The sequence below is a fragment of the Rufibacter immobilis genome, from assembly GCF_003721565.1.
Taxonomy (GTDB): domain Bacteria; phylum Bacteroidota; class Bacteroidia; order Cytophagales; family Hymenobacteraceae; genus Nibribacter; species Nibribacter immobilis.
Genome location: NZ_RJJE01000002.1, coordinates 332,972 through 348,309 on the forward strand (window position 1 = coordinate 332,972; position 15,338 = coordinate 348,309).

General features: G+C 53.7%; 14 protein-coding genes. All 14 read right to left on the reverse strand.

The genetic code is table 11. The features are described 5' to 3' along the window. Position 1: 1 nt before the first annotated feature. Positions 2–2,227 (reverse strand): DUF4175 family protein, encoded by a 2,226-nt coding sequence (locus EFA69_RS03880; RefSeq protein ID WP_123131773.1) that lies wholly within the window; start codon positions 2,225–2,227, stop codon positions 2–4. Positions 2,228–2,575: 348 nt separating this feature from the next. Continuing rightward, a complete protein-coding gene (locus EFA69_RS03885) occupies positions 2,576–2,935 on the reverse strand; it encodes a hypothetical protein (protein ID WP_123131774.1) in 360 nt (119 codons plus the stop codon). A gap of 208 nt (positions 2,936–3,143) precedes the next feature. Beyond that, complete coding sequence (locus EFA69_RS03890; protein ID WP_123131775.1) at positions 3,144–4,706, reverse strand: BatA domain-containing protein; 1,563 nt, start codon at positions 4,704–4,706, stop codon at positions 3,144–3,146. A gap of 258 nt (positions 4,707–4,964) precedes the next feature. Beyond that, on the reverse strand, positions 4,965–5,417 hold the full coding sequence (locus tag EFA69_RS03895; protein ID WP_123131776.1) for an RNA methyltransferase: 453 nt from the start codon (positions 5,415–5,417) through the stop codon (positions 4,965–4,967). A gap of 487 nt (positions 5,418–5,904) precedes the next feature. Continuing rightward, entirely contained in the window at positions 5,905–6,789 is an 885-nt protein-coding gene (locus EFA69_RS03905) for a DUF58 domain-containing protein (protein WP_123131778.1), read from the reverse strand. 188 nt (positions 6,790–6,977) lie between these two features. Further along, positions 6,978–7,355: an endonuclease domain-containing protein gene (locus tag EFA69_RS03910; RefSeq protein WP_123131779.1), complete on the reverse strand. Its 378-nt coding sequence runs from the start codon at positions 7,353–7,355 to the stop codon at positions 6,978–6,980. A gap of 45 nt (positions 7,356–7,400) precedes the next feature. Then, positions 7,401–8,396, reverse strand: a complete 996-nt coding sequence (locus EFA69_RS03915; RefSeq protein ID WP_123131981.1) for an AAA family ATPase — start codon at positions 8,394–8,396, stop codon at positions 7,401–7,403. 291 nt (positions 8,397–8,687) lie between these two features. Continuing rightward, positions 8,688–9,308 (reverse strand): DUF4159 domain-containing protein, encoded by a 621-nt coding sequence (locus tag EFA69_RS03920; protein WP_123131780.1) that lies wholly within the window; start codon positions 9,306–9,308, stop codon positions 8,688–8,690. Positions 9,309–9,404: 96 nt separating this feature from the next. Continuing rightward, positions 9,405–10,016 (reverse strand): hypothetical protein, encoded by a 612-nt coding sequence (locus tag EFA69_RS03925; RefSeq protein ID WP_148041252.1) that lies wholly within the window; start codon positions 10,014–10,016, stop codon positions 9,405–9,407. Positions 10,017–10,135: 119 nt separating this feature from the next. Then, positions 10,136–11,452, reverse strand: coding sequence for a TldD/PmbA family protein (locus EFA69_RS03930; RefSeq protein ID WP_123131782.1), 1,317 nt, complete (start codon positions 11,450–11,452; stop codon positions 10,136–10,138). A 39-nt stretch (positions 11,453–11,491) separates the two neighbouring features. Further along, a complete protein-coding gene (locus EFA69_RS03935; RefSeq protein WP_123131783.1) occupies positions 11,492–11,899 on the reverse strand; it encodes a four helix bundle protein in 408 nt (135 codons plus the stop codon). 65 nt (positions 11,900–11,964) lie between these two features. Then, the gene (locus tag EFA69_RS03940) at positions 11,965–13,608 is read right to left on the reverse strand and encodes a TldD/PmbA family protein (RefSeq protein WP_123131784.1); all 1,644 of its coding nucleotides are present in this window, start codon (positions 13,606–13,608) and stop codon (positions 11,965–11,967) included. A 316-nt stretch (positions 13,609–13,924) separates the two neighbouring features. Beyond that, positions 13,925–14,620, reverse strand: a complete 696-nt coding sequence (locus tag EFA69_RS03945) for a head GIN domain-containing protein (RefSeq protein WP_123131785.1) — start codon at positions 14,618–14,620, stop codon at positions 13,925–13,927. Between the two features lie 181 nt (positions 14,621–14,801). Continuing rightward, the gene (locus EFA69_RS03950; protein ID WP_123131786.1) at positions 14,802–15,320 is read right to left on the reverse strand and encodes a hypothetical protein; all 519 of its coding nucleotides are present in this window, start codon (positions 15,318–15,320) and stop codon (positions 14,802–14,804) included. Positions 15,321–15,338: the final 18 nt, after the last annotated feature.

Consider the following 15,338-nt stretch of genomic DNA (forward strand, 5'->3'; position numbering starts at 1 on the left):
GTTAATCTAGGCGGTTAAAGTAATCTTGGGCTAAATTTTTCTCAGTTGCGGCAGAGGTGCGTTTAGCGGCTCTTTTTTCAGAAACAGGCAAAAAACGGTGTAGCGCGCTTTCCACCCGCAGAAGGCAGTCGGCGCAAATGGCCCGCTGCGCCCGGATATCCTGCACTATATGGCGTACATCCTGCAAGGCTTTTAGGTACTGCCCAGGCTCGCGCACAGCGGCTTTACCAAGCTCCTGCCCGGCCCGCTCCAGTAGGGCGGCATCCTCTGCTTTCGGGGTGGCACCTTGTTTCAAGCTCTCCACGCGTTGCAGCGCCTGCCGCACCACGGGATAAGAAGCCTCGGGTTTTTCTTCCCGTCTGAGCGCCACAGTCTGCACTTTGGTTAAGTCGCCAGTGAGGCGCTTTTCGGGTTCTTTGAGCGGCGGCGGTTCAAACCCAGATTTTTTCACGTACACCCTAGATTTCTGCTGCACGTCTTTGAGCATTCTGAGTGCCTTGTACTCAAACGGAAGGGCCTCCTTCGGCCGACCTGTTCTCAGTCTTAGCTCAGCCTCCCACATCTGGGCTAGTGCGCCTTTGAGTTGGGCTTTGATGGCGGGCTCAAAGAAGGTGGCGGCTTCTTCCTGGTCGTGCTTGTGCAGGTACGGGTCCAGCAGTTCGTTCATCTGGGTCTGGTGCTCACTCTCGCCTTTCTTAGGCGAATGGTCGTGGCCGTCATCTACGCTGTGTCCTTCGGCTAAACCTTCCGGCAGGGCGGCTGCGCCGATGTTTGATTCAAACTCCTCGCCCAGGAACTTACCGTAACGCAGCCGGAGCAGTTTCTGGTCCACCCCGATGTTGTTGGACCGCTCCGCGAAGACTGGTTGGGCAAGGCTTTTCTGTTCCTGAATCAGTTTTTCGGTGTCAATGATAATCTGCCGCTGGCTCCGGAAGTACTCTGGGTTAGGGGTCACGCCCAGCGATAGATCATCCATGGTTTCCACGATGGTGGTGTCTTCAATCTCCACCAGAAACGCCTCGGTGCGGGTGTAGCCGCGGTGGTTGTCGTAGGCCTGCAGGTAGAAATAGAGCTCATCGCCGTAGGTCATGCCCAGTTGCTGAAGGTTCAGGATTTGGTTCAGTTGCACCTGCCGCGGCTGCCCGTTGAACGACACCCGCAACGGAATGCGCTGCTCTCTGAACTTCACCGCCTCGCCCTCGCCTTTGGCCACGGTGGCCACCAAATCTGCCGTTTTGAGACCGTAGTCATCCTGCAACGTGGCTTGCACCGTCACCCGCTGCGGCTCCCCGAAGAGAATCTCGGTGTACTGGGCGGGTTTCTTCACGGTGAGAACGGGCGCCTCGTCTGGAATGGCCTCTATGGAATAAAAATCAGAGTTCTGGCCGTTCAGTTGGAGGTGGTACAGCGTGGACTGCGTCACGGTGATGGCGGCGGTGTACGTGTGCTCCCGCCCCGCCACCGCCCTCAGCGAAATAGGTTTCTGGTTGCCCAACACCAACTGCAATGATTTGACAGGTTGGTTCGTCTGCACCGTCCATTCCACCTTTGCGCCCACTTCAGCCTTAAACGAGGGCGTGGTGACGGCGTAGCGGGTTTTGCGGGTATAAGTTGGCGGCGAAATGCGCACGTGCATCTGCTCTATGGCGGGTAAAATGGCCTTCGGCTGGGCCACGGGCGCATTGACATTGGTAGTAGTTTTTTCTGGCAACGGCTCCGCCGAGGGCTGTATAGTGACAAGCGCCGGCACAAACCAGATAATGACCGCTAGAACCAGCCCCGCCAGAAGCGTCAGCCAGCCGTTTCTGAAGTTCACCTGAGAGGCTTCGGCGGTGGAAATCTGCGCGGCCGCTTCTGCCGTCCGTTGCCGCTGCAGGTTAGCCAACAGACCCAGCTCCGTTTCAGACTGCAATAACAGCTCCGCGCTTTCCTCCAGCTGCGGATACTTCCGGTTCAGGTGTTGGGCCACTTTCAGCAGGCTGGTTTTCTTGCGTACCTCCCGCCACCGCGCCACCTGAAACCCGATGCTAAGCACAATTAAAATGCCCGCGCCTATACTGGCTTCCCCGGTTCCATGTTGCCAACTTCGATACGCCCACATTGCCAAGGGCAGCGCCACCGCCACCGCCTGAAGCGCATACAGCCACGCCTTCTTCTGAAGGTACTGCGCCCGTACTTGTTGCAGGACCGTGGCAGTTGGGGCGGTATGGGAGGTGGGGTGGTTCAAAAAGTTATTAAGGTCTCTGTAAGTTGCTTTTTATTAATTGACGTTACGCACTTTATCTGATCGTCCCCCTTTGAAGGCCCGGGATGACTACTCGTGCTGGGCCACTCGTGCAGCGTTATCCATTCCCGAGAATCATCTTTTCATTCCTTTGCTTTAAGCTTATGGTTCTTCTCATAGCCTTGTCATCCCCCTACCCCCTTCAAAGGGGGACGATCAGATAACTCATAGAATCTCTCTCACCTGTCATCTTGGAAAGATCTTGTGGGCGAACGGTAGTGGCAGTTATTCTACGCTTTTCTAGTTTGCCCACAGGTTCCTTTCAGGATGACAAAAGGAAGGGCTGTTCTTTTAGTCAAAGAACAATACAGTAGCAATAAGCTTTTGCTCAATATCAGAGATTCCAATGAAGAGGAAATAGTATCCATAAACCCAAAACTCTGGTGCTTTTAATCTTATATCTGCCTGCTCCCAATTCTTCCTGTTTCTTTCTACATCAAACCAATCAAGAGATATTAAATAGAATGAAAAATTATCATGAAGGGAGAGTATTCTTTCCTTTACTTCTTCCCAATAGATGTTAAAGTAATATGTATCCTCCGTCGCTCCACTAGAATATGTATCAAAGTAAGAGCATAACTCATTCTTGGAATATTTTTTAAAATCCTTTATGCTGAGTTCTTTTAAGTTGAATGGAGATTTAAGATACATGTTCTGTTCTTGCACTGGCAACTGCTTAACGATATCACTAGTGCATTCGTCTTGGAAATATGAAGAGTTTATGAAGTCAATGACTTCTTCTCCATGCTCAATACTTTTTTCTGAAAAAGAAAAAGTATTAATCCTACCACCCTCAAATCTTGTTCCTTCAAAAAAGGATTCAATAGCTTCCTAGCTTTCTCGTGTAAGTTTCATTTTACTATTTCTTATTGTTCTGAAAACTTACGTCCCTCCCCGCCAACCACCGCTCTACCGCCAGCAGCAACGCCAGCAATCCCACCAGCCACGGCTTCAAATCCAGTACTTCTTCCTTTTTTGGCCTGTTTTCTGAAAAAGAGCCGCTAAACGCCCGTGGCTGTTCCAGCTCCTGGGGAAGAGTGCGGGTGTCATATAACGTTTCCCAAGCAGAGTTCTCAGGGAAGAGCAGACGCAGGAGCAGTTCGGGGAACTGGCCGTTGTCGGGGAGGGCGTTCCAGGTGGGGTGGAAGCGGCTGTAGAAACGGTAATGCGTCTGGAGCGAATCTAGCTGTTGCGTGAGCAGGGGGTGGCCGTATCCGTCTTGCCACAGCACCTGGGCCGCGGGGTTTTCTGGGGCTGGGGTGCGCTGGTGCAAAGGCACGTGCTGCGCGAGGCCCGGTATCTGGAGCCAACTTTCAAGTTTCTGCACGCGGGCGGAGGCTGGGGCGTCTTGCAGCGTTTTTAGCCTGTTTTTGGGAAAACGAGCCAAAAACGGAGCCAGCGGTTCATCTGTGAGCCAGAAAACCCAGTTGGGCGCGGCGGTGGGCAGCGGCAGCGGCAGCGGCTCTCGGGAAACGGTCAACTCAAATGCGGCACCGCGGTATTCCAGCGCCGTTTGCAGGGCTGCCCGCAAATATTTCACATCGGCTTGCCGGGATTTGGCGTAGCGCACCAGCACGCGCAAGGGTTCTTTGGCCAGCGGAATAGAGTTACGGGCTCCGCCTTGCAGGGCGAGCGAATCCGCCTCAGCGTGCGCCGAAAACCGGACGCTAGGCAGCGCAGGCAGGGAAATGGTTTGGCCCGCCGCGGGTTTGGCTACCGTTCGTTCCAGAAACGTAACTTCTTGGGCATCACTTCGCCCGAACTGCAACCGCAGCTGGCCTTTACTGGTGTAGTAGGCATCTTGCAGCCAGGCGTTGGTTTGCGGCACGGGCACGGGGATCCATTTGAAGTTGGGGCGCAGCTGGGGGTACTTGCCGCGGTGGTGCCGCAGCAAGTCTGTGGTGAAAATCCAGGCGTGGGCGTGGGAAGGGAGGCTTCGGTTGAGCACCCGCAGCATGGCCCAGGCGTTGGTGGTATCGGCGGCCAGCGAATCTGATTGAAAGCTCTGAATGGAGGTTTCCTGGGTCAGCGGCAACATGGGGAAGCCTGGCTGCAACTTGTGGATTTGCCAACCTTTTTGCGCCAGCGAATCTACGGTGGCGGCTACCAAAGGCAAGGCGTTGGCCTGGAACAGCGAAGGGTGCAGGTAAACGTGTTTTGCGGGGACGGCGGGCACTTGGCGGATGAACTGCGGTTGGGCCAGAACCAGCGCCAGCAATAGCAGCAATAGGCACCGCAGAAGCAGGAGCCAAGGCTGGGTGAGGCGCAGACTGCTGAGCTTTCGGCTTTCTGAGGGTTGCAGCCACCGAATGCTGCCCACCTGCACGGTCTTGGGCTGCCGCTTGTTCCATAAATGAATGGCAATGGGCACCGCCACACTGGCCATCGCCCATAACCAAACCGGATTGAGAAACTGGAACAAAGCTACTTTTTAGACACAAGACGTAAGACAAAAGACACAAGACGGGCCTGGTCTGGAAAAGGAAAGATAAACGGGATTGGGCAGAATTCCTACTGCTTGGGCGGTACTATTTGCCTCCAGTGGCGAGGTTTGCCATCCATCTATATAACCCACCCCTAGAGGCTTTTACCTGCCACCTGTGCAGATCTTGCCCTCCGTTGGCGGTGATGGTTGCCATTAGCCTCAATTCTACCTGAGTTCCTGCGGGGCGAAGGCTTTTTACAGCTGTTTTGCCAAGGCGCTTTTGAGGTGACGGTCATACAGCACCACCGTTCCCGCCGAGGCCACGTTCAGTGAGGTTTCGCCGGGAAGCTGCACCAGGTGGTGGCACTTGGCGAGGACGGTAGGCGGCAAACCGTGGTCTTCGGCGCCCAGCAGGTACACGCAGCGCTCTGGGTGCCGGAACTGCTCTACGGGCACGGCTTTTCCGTCCAGTTCCACGGCTACCAACTGGCAGCTGTACGGCAAGTGCCGAAAGAAATCCTCGAAGTCGGTGTAGTGGTACAGCGGAATCTCGGTCCAGCTTTTGTTGGTGTCGGTGCTCTGCTTCTTGTACCGCTTGCCGATAGTAAAAATAAAGCTCGCCCCCAGAATGGCTGCCGACCGCCACAAGGTGCCCATGTTGGTCTCGTTCTTCGGCATAAAAATGCCTATGCCAAAGTAGCCTGTCATGTAATGAGTGAGTATGTGATGGAGTGAATGGGTGAATGTTGGGGTAAAGATAGGCAGCAAGATTTCTGTTTAGCGGCCCTTTTTCGGAAATGGTGCCAAAAACAGGAATTGGCGCAGACGCTCGCAGGTCCTCCGGACGCTACGAGGTCATTGGAGCCCGCGCTGTTGCCGGAGGTTAGCAGCTTATTTGATAATAATATTTTCGAACGCATTCCCGAAAAGTCCCCCTTAGAAGGGGGTAGGGGGATGATGGCTCGTGCAGAGAACGCATTCCCGAAGCGGACTATTTGCTTTCAGTATTAGGTTTCAGCAGTTCTAACTTCAGCTGTCCTTGTCATCCCCCTACCCCCTTCAAAGGGGGACGAAGGTGTACCTGGAAGAATAGGTTTCCACCGAAGAAGCATCTGTTTTTGCCTTGATTTTGAAAAAAGAGCCGCTAAACGGAATTCCACACAGAACTTAGGACTTAAGACTCAGAACTCCTTCCTTATTGTCTTGCACGGCTTTGCAGAAACGCTCTTAGCGCTTTGTCCAGCGGCTCATGCAGGTGGAAGCGCTCGTAGTGGATTTGCTTTTTGCGGGTGTCGGTTTCTAAGTTCCTTAGCCAGGTTTGTAGGTTCTGTAAATAAGCTTCACGGTGGGTTTCTGCGTTCACCTGCACTGTTTGCCCGGTCTCCAAATCCTGAAAGCTGAGTTGGCCTTGGTAAGAGAACTCCAGCTCGTTCTGGCCCATGAGATGGAACAGGAGCGTGTCTTTCTCGCGGGCCCCCAGTTTGCGCAGCGTTTCAGAAATCTCCGAAGTCTGCTCGTACATATCGGTGATGAGAACGGTGATCTCTTTTTGTCGTTTTTTCGCAAAAACAGGCGCTAAACGGTCGGGGGCGGGGAAGGGACCGAGGGGCTTCACGTGCTCCAGCTGATGGAAGAACCGTTGCAGGTGCTGGCTCGTTTGCTGCGGCGCTAGTTGTACCAGCTGGTTTTCCTGCAATACAAACAGGCCCACGGCATCGCCCTGTTGGGTGGCCAGGTAGGCCAGGGCTGCCACCAAAAAGCGGGCGTAGTCCAGTTTGGTGAGGGTGCCGTCTTGGTGCGCCATGGAGCCGCTGGCATCTACCACAAACCGAACCGCCACGCTGCTGTCCACCTCAGATTCCCGAATGTAGTACCTATCTGACCGCGCGAACATCTTCCAGTCTAGCTGCCGCAAATCATCACCGGGTTGGTAGCTTCTGTACTGCGCGAACTCAATGCCCGCCCCCCGCCTAATGCTCTGGTTCTGCCCCAGCATGAACCCATCTACCACCGCCTTGGCAATGAGGCGCAGGTCTTTGATCGCGGCAAACGTCTGTGGGTTGAGCAGGCGGTGGGGCATAGTTGGCTTAATTTAGGTACTTTTTCGTCCCCCTTTGAAGGGGGTAGGGGGATGATGACTCGTGCAGAGTTCCGCATTCCCGAAGCGGACTATTTATTTTTCAGCATTGAATAAAGCAGTTCTAACTTCAGCGGCTTTTGTCATCCCCCTACCCCCTTCAAAGGGGGACGGAATGCGTGCATTACAAACTAAGTTGAAATTTTGCCTCTCTTCTCTGCTATCCAGGTTTCTAGAGTTCGTTGCACGTTGGGTAAGTCATGTATGACTTCTACATCGGTAAACCGAAGGACAGTAAAGCCGAGGGCAGTTAGTTCTTTATCTCTTGCTGTGTCTTCGTCTGTTTTGAAGTTATGGGAATAACCATCTACTTCAATGATCAGCTTTAGTTCTTTGCATAGGAAGTCTGCAATAAAATTACCTATGGGCCGCTGCCGAAGAAAAGAGACACCTGTTTTCCCTTTGCTCAACAACTCGCACCACAACCTGACTTCGGCTTTGGTAGAACCTGCCCGATGGGCTTTCGCGAGTGGCTTCAGGTGCTTGTTGTAGTGGTGGTTGTCAGGCATATAAACAAGGGTTCCCTTCTTTATACGCTCTAACTGTTATTTGAACTACCGCAGTACTTCCCTCGGCAGCTCCACTCCTTTCAGCAGTTCCTCCACCACTTTGTCGGTAGTGATGTTATCTGCCTCGGCGGTGAAGTTCACGAGTACACGGTGCCGTAACACAGGATAGGCCATCGTCTGCAAGTCTGGTAAGGTCACGGCAAAGCGGCCTTGTAGCAATGCTCGGGCTTTGGCGGTGAGAATAAGTGCCTGTCCAGCGCGCGGACCAGCTCCCCAACGCACAAATTCCTGCACAAAGGGCACCGAGCTTTCGGCGGGGCGGGTTGCCCGAACCACGCGGGCGGAGTAGGCTACTAATTCATCTGAAATACTTACTTCGCGCACCAGGCTTTGCAGAGCCAGAATCTCTTCGCCAGACAGAATAGGTTGCACGGTTTCCCGCTTGCCGCCGGTAGTGTTTTTCAGGACGGAGATTTCCTCCAGTTCTGTAAGGTACTTGATTTTGATGTAGAGCAGGAAACGGTCCAATTGCGCCTCGGGTAAGGGGTAGGTGCCGCTTTGCTCAATGGGGTTCTGCGTGGCAAGCAGGAAGAACGGGCGCGGCAGCGGGTACGTTTTGCCTGCGTAGGTCACCTCAAATTCCTGCATGGCCTCCAATAGCGCCGCCTGCGTTTTGGGCGGGGTACGGTTAATTTCATCGGCGAGCACGATGCTGGCGAAAATGGGGCCTTCGTTGAACTGAAAGAACCGCTTGCCCGTGGTGTGGTCTTCTTCTAAGACCTCGGTGCCCAGAATGTCGGTGGGCATGAGGTCTGGCGTGAACTGAATGCGGCGGAACGGCAAATCCACGGCGCTGGCCAGGGTGCGCACCAACAGCGTTTTGGCGAGACCGGGTACGCCTTCCAGCAAGCCGTGGCCGCCCGCCAGCAGCGTAATGAGCACTTCGTCCAGTACTTCCTGCTGACCGACAATGATTTTACTTATTTCCTGCCGTAGGGCGGGGAGTTTGTTTAAAAGCTGGGTTACTTCTTGGGTGGTCACGGGTGGCGGAAACTTAGAAAGAGAAATACTTGAAGGAGTAAGTAAGCAATTGTTTCTGTAATGGCTTTTCGTTTTTGGCTTGATTTCTGAAAAAGAGGCCAAAAACGGGAAGCAGGTATTTTCTGTAGTACGCTGGCGCGAGCTTGCAGCTCGTGCCTTTCTATTGCTGAACCGTCAGATGCGTTGAAATGCGTACGGACACGAGCTGCAAGCTCGCGCCAGCGGGGTAATTGTTTCTGAAATGACTTTCCGTTTTTGGCTCGTTTTAGGAAAAACAGGCTCTAAACGCAATTAACTGGTGAGCGCGTACATCAGGATATTTACGCCAAACTTGGTGTTGTCCTCGGCTAGCCAGCGCTTGTTCCGGAAGTCATAGTCCCACTCGCAGCCGTAGTCTTTGTTGCTGTACAACACGGCAATGCGGCCGTTAACTTCGTAGGCTTTGAGGTAATCATGCACCAGGTCATCGCCCCAGCCGTTGAGCTCGAAAGACGTGGTGGGCGGTCCTTCCTCGAACTTGAAAAAAGAGCGGTACAGGGCGTGGGTATTAGGTATTTTCTTTAAGGCCTTCGGCCCGAAGCAGACGCGCATCTGTTCCTCAAAGGACCGCGCGAACAGGCCGTCAATGTCATGGTTGCAGTCATCCACAAACACGAAGCCGCCGTTCTGCACATACTTCTCAAAATTGGCCCGCTCTTTGGCGTTGAACTGCACCAGTTTGTGCCCGCTCAGGTAGCAGAAAGGGTATTTGAACAGGTCGGTGCTTTCCAGGTTGATAATCTTCTCCTGTTCCACCACGGGCACGGTGGTATATTCCACCAGCGAGTGCAGCAGGTTAGAAGGCATGCGCTGGTCGGTGTCCCAGTTGCCGGAGCGGTATTGCAGGCGGGCGAAGGTGAAGGGGGTAGGCATGAAAAGGCTAGCCGGTAAATGTATGGTCGTAATAGAATTCTGTAGACAACATTAGAACTACGTTCAAAATTGAGGGTACAAGTCATCCATATTTACTTAGGGATTGCTTTGATTTTCGCTCTTCTTTATTAAGAACCTAACTCCTGCTCCAAGAAATAGTTTTTTTGAAAACCCGACTTCGCCGTATAAGCCAATCTTAGGGAGAAAGTTATAAGATAAGCCTACCAACCCTCCAAAATAGGTGTCATGAATTTTTGTGTTGAAGTCATCTCGGTAGATGTTCTTCTTGTCATACACTACAGACCTATAGGTGTAGCCGTAAAATCCAGTAAAGTAGAGGTCTCCGTTTAGCTTGGTAAACAAAAAAGAACTGGTATGGAAAGAACCTCTCATTCCGGCATCAAAGCCTGAATTGACATCTTTGGAGTTTAAGGCGGGGTAATAAGGATCTACATAGGTGGCCACTTCACGTGAATAAAGGAGGTAGGGACCAACGCTAAATAATTTACCTATACCATATTCTGCAAAAAGTGTTGCTGTGTTTATTCCGCTATCGCTTTCTGGTAATCTATAAACAGGATGTCCATTACCTGAAGCGAGCCCTAGGCCTATAGACAGTTCTTTTTTGTTTATTTGGCCAACAGATGCTGTAGCCTTTAAAACAAAAATCAGAACAGCTGAAAGAAACATTCTGACACTAAATGTCATGGGTTTAACCTTTTAACTTAAAGCCGGTAGGAAAAGAGTTTTGGTCTGTGTTCTTCAGAACAGTCTCTAGACAGAAAACAGAAAGCCCCTCTCCGTGGGAGAGGGGTTGGGGTGAGGTCTTATACCGCGTCTGACAAGCTGGTGAAGGTGAAGTCTCTGATTTTCATGGGGGGCACTAGGTTGCCACCGATGCGCTGCGGTTTGCCCAGGGCCTCCAGGTTGTTGAGCATGATCACCGGGCTCTCGTTGAAGCGGAAGTTCTTCACGGGGTGCTTGATCTTGCCGTTCTCAATGTAGAAGGTTCCGTCGCGGGTGAGGCCGGTGTAGAGCAGAGTCTGCGGATCTACGGCTCTGATGTACCAGAGGCGCGTGACCAGAATGCCTTTCTGGGTGCCTTTGATGAGGTCTTCCAGGCTTTGGTTGCCACCGGCCATGATGAAACCGCCCGGCGAAGGCAGACCTTTCACGCCTTTTTTCTCGGCCCAGAAGCGGGAATACGGAATGTTCTTGATAACGCCTTTGTCAATCCAGATCACTTTCTCGTGGGCACGACCGTCACCGGACCAGGTAGAGGAAGGAACTTCTGGGTTGGTGGGGTCTGAGGTGATGGTCACGCGGTCATCAAACATTTTCTCGCCCAGCTTGATTTTGCCGCCGGGTTTGCTCAGGAAGCTTCGGCCTTCTTCGGCGCTACGGGCGTCCATGCTCCGGAACATGTTTTGCAGCAAATCAACCGCGGCGGTGGGCTCCAGAATGACCGTGTATTTGCCAGGCTCCACGGCTTTGGCGTTCACAGAGGTCAAGGCTTTCTGGGCGGCTATCTCAGAGGCGGCGCCAGTGTCCAGTTTTGAAACATCGCTCACGTCACGGGTCACGTAGCCAGAGCCGGTGCCGTCTGCGGTACGCATAGTCACGGAGAAATCTACGCCCGAGCTTTGGTTGTAGGCGAACAGGCCTTTAGAGTTCATCTTGGCGCTGAACCCGCTGCGGTCTTCCCAGAAGCCGGCGGCGGTCAGTTTCTTGCTGTCGGCCAGTTGCATGCTTTTGGCGGCGGCGTTGGCCCGGTATTCCGGGTCAATGTCATGCGTGGATTTAAACCAGGCGTTGCTGGGCAGGTAGTTCTGCGGTCCCAGCATGGGCACGTACTCGGGGCTTTCGGGGGCAATACGGGCCACCTCTTCGGCGCGGCGCACTACTTTCTCCAGCGAGGCATCATCAAACTCATTGATGGTGGCCACGCCGGAGCGTTTCCCAAAGCGGGCTTCCACGGCCAGCGACATGTTTTCTTCCTCACCGCTGGTGGAAACGGTGCTGCGGGCGTAGCGGATGTTGCCGCCCTTGTAGCCGCTGAGGTTTACCTCGCACTCATCGGCTTTGGAGTAGCTCAGGGCTTTTTTGAGGAGCGCCTGGGCCTGATCTTTTGATAATATTGCCATTATGTTGATACGTCTGATGTTGGTTGAAGCTGATTGGTATTAGTCCTGAGTCTTGAGTTCTGAGTCCTGAGTGGGTGGTGTAATTTCCTTCTTTTCGTTCTTCTTTGAAGTGAGAATAATGCTCTTCAGGATTTTAATGAGTTCTTGGCAGTCATTGTGCACGCTGTCAAAAGATGTAACAGATATAATCTCTGAGTCTTTCAAAAGTCTGAGCCAGTAGCTGGTTTCACGGGCTTCTTTGAGAGCGATAGTCAGTTTATTTCTGAAATCAGCACCAGAAGGACTGCCTAATGCCTCCTCCACATTGGCTCCAATAGAGGTGCCGCTGCGTAAGACTTGCTTGGTCAGCACATAAAACTCCCGCTGTTCTTTCTGCAGATGCTTGTACAACTTGATCATCCGCAGCGCGAAACTATAAGACTTAGCAGCAATGATACTTTCAGCCATAAATGTGCTTCTTTCTACACTTTCAACTCAGGACTGAAGACTCAGAACTCAGGACTAGAAAATCGCTAGATTTTCCTTCCTGTATTAATCACGTTCACGCCGTTGAAGCGGGTGTGGGCCGAGCCGTGCGAAACAGCACTCACTTGGCTGGGCTGGCCTTTGCCGTCAAAGAAGGACCCGAACAGGCGGTAATCGCTTTCGTCACAGACGGCGGCGCAGGAGTTCCAGAATTCCTGGGTGTTGCTCTGGTAGGCCACGTCTTCTAATGGACCCACAATTTTGCCGTCTTTGATCTCGTAGAACAGTTGGCCCCCGAACTGGAAGTTGTAGCGCTGCTGGTCAATGGAGTAAGAGCCGCGTCCCGCGATGTAAATACCGCGTTTCACGTCTTTGATCATCTCATCCACGCTCAGTTTCTGCTTGCCCGGCGCCAGAGACACGTTAGGCATGCGCTGGAACTGCACTGAGCTCCAGTTGTCGGCGTACGAGCAGCCGTGCGATTCTTTTTCCCCAATGATGTGGGCCTGGTCACGGGTGGCCTGGTAGTTCACCAATGTTCCGTCTTTGATGAGGTCCCAGCGCTTGGTTTTCACGCCTTCATCGTCATAACCCACCGCGCCCAGAGACCCGGGTTGGGTTTTGTCGGCGAAGATGGTGACGTGCTTGCTGCCGTACGGGAAATTCTTGGTTTTCCACTTGTCCAGGGTGGCGAAGGAGGTTCCGGCGTAGTTGGCTTCGTAGCCTAGCACGCGGTCCAGCTCCAGCGGGTGACCTACACTTTCGTGGATGGTCAGGCCCAGGTGGTTAGGGTCCAGCACCAGGTCATATTTACCGGCCATTACCGACTTGGCAGTGAGTTTTTCGCGGGCCTGCTTGGCGGCCAGACCGGCATCGGCCACTATATCATAGTATTTGTCATAGCCAATAAGGCCGGTGCCTTCGGGGCCTTTCATGGTGGGCGCTTTCACGGTGAGGTACTCAAAGCCCATGCCCATGGGCGCACTCAGGGCCTCACGGGTTTTGAATTTGCCAGAGGCTTTGTCAACGGCGGTTACCGTGAAGTTAGGCCAGATGCGGTGAATGTCCTGGTCAATGTAAGAACCGTCTGTAGACGCGAAATACTTCTGCTCATTGATCTGGAACAGCGCCGAGTTTACGAAGTTGGCGCCACCGGCCAGCGCAGCCGCGTTGGCCGCTAAAAGCAAATCAGCTTTCTCAGAAACCGGTACCGCGAAGGCGTTTTTCTGGATAGGTGTTTTCCAGCTTACCTCGCCGTAACCTTGTTGCGGGGCCAGTTGCACCGGCTCCTTCTGCAGTTTAGAATTCGCCTTGGCGATGGCCACGGCCTGCTCGGCGGCTTTGGCGATGCCTTTGTCGCTCACGTCTGAAGTGGAGGCAAAGCCCCAGGTGCCGTTGGCAATCACGCGCACGCCTACGCCATAAGACTCGGTGGTACTAATGCCTTGCACCTGCTTCTCGCGGGTGAACATGTTCTGGGCCAGGTACCGGCCAATGCGCACATCGGCGTAAGAGGCACCTTTACTTTTGGCGGTGTTGAGGGCCACATCTGCCAGGCGCTTGTGCAGAGCCACGTTTACGGGCTCCAGGGCGCGGGCCGGATCAATTTCATGACCGAACGTAGGAACACCGGAGAGCATAAGCCCCCCTACGCCCATAGCCGTCAGTCCAATAAAATCACGTCTTTTCAAGGGTTTGTTTGGTTAGTTAAGCGAGAGATTCACAGGGCAGGACAATTGCCCCTTTAAGTTTACCGCATGTTGGGCAGGAATGCAAGCCCCGGCCGCAGGAAATACTGCAATGAAGAGAGAAAAGGACGTTTAGCGGCTCTTTTTCCAAAAACAGGCGCTAAACGCAGGAGCGCCTCAGGGGCTGCCGTTGGCGGATAAGACCGCGCATGAGATTCTGTTTAGGGGCTTCTTTTAGAAAAACGGCCGCTAAACAGAAGGGCTATACATGCAAAACGCCCCGCTGTGAGACGGGGCGTGGCTAAGCGGGAAGCTGCGGCTAGATGGGTTTCACCTTGCCCATGCCGCTTTTATTCACTTTAGGCGAGCCCTTGTACCCTACGTTCACAATGCCGGCGGCATCTACATTGAGTTCCTTGGCGGCGTTTACCTGGGCGGTGCTGGCCCCGGCGGCATCAATGGTCACGTAATCGGCTTTGGGGTTCAGGGCTTTGAGCTTGGTGGCGCCGGCCAGATCAAAACGAACTCTGTCGGCGCGGCCGGTGAGCGTGATGTCTGAGCCTCCGGCAACGTCGGCGTCTAATTCCTTGAACTGGAGGTTCATCTCGGCCTCAATGCCTCCGGCGAAATCCAGTTTAAGCAAAGTGCCGCTGATGGCGTTGGTAGTGTTGAGCCGGATGCCGCCGCTCAGCTCCAGCGATTTCAGGCTGCGCACGGTCACATAGGCCTTAAGGCGCTTGGCGTTCCGGATGCCGGATTTGGTCTTGATCTGGAGTGTCCCGTTCTGGACGGTGGTTTCTATGAGGGGCAGAATATTTTCTTCGGCTTCCAATTTCAGGCTTTCGGAGGCGCCCTGGGTAAGCACCACCTCAAATCCGCCGGTAACACGAAGGCCGGTGAAGGATTCTACTTTGCGGTTCTGGGTTTTAAGAATGCCGTTGCCGTCTACAGACTGAGCCTGTGCGTGTAGGCTGAGGATGGTCAAGAGGAAGAAGTAGGGGAAAAGCTTTTTCATGGGGTAGTGAGGTAAGGCGGTGATGGATCTTTTCTATAACAGATGCAGAAAACCTTAAAAGGTTGCTTGGCCCACTGGCCCTTGTATTATATTTCTTCAAGGGCTTCTCCCAGTCCCGTTGTTCCTCTCTGCCGCAGAACTGGCGTTTAGGGGCTCTTTTTCCAAAAAGAGCCCCTAAACGCTACGCCCGCTCTACGCCATTGGGGCCAAAGCTCAGGGCTTCTTGGGTGCCGGTGTTGCTGAAGAAGCGCCAGAAATAAGCGGTGGTCTCCAGTACGCCCTGGCTGGGCCTGATGTGCAGGACTTGCTGGTTGGCAAACGTGATGATGATGTCGCCGTCTGGCGTGGCCGCTACCTGCTGCACCTGTAAATGCTCCCGCTGGTGCCGCACCAGTTCCTGTAGTTTACGGTCTCTCAGGTTGCTGCCGGGCACCAGCGGGTCAAAGGTAGGGTCGGCGAGGGCTTGGGTGTCACGGGGGATTCCGGCGTCCTCAAACCGGATAGCTACCGTTCCCGCTTCCTCCAGTTGCCAGTGGCAGGCCACCTCCAGGGTCCAGGCGCCCACGTCCAGGATGAGGCCGCTGGCGTTGGTGATGTGCGCTTTCCCGAAGTGGAAGAACTGCACATGCCCCAGGCGGGTGGTTTTGGTGAGGGGCAGGCCCGGCAGGTGCTGCAATTCAGAATATATTTTCTCGCTCATGTTCTCTGGCTCTAAAAC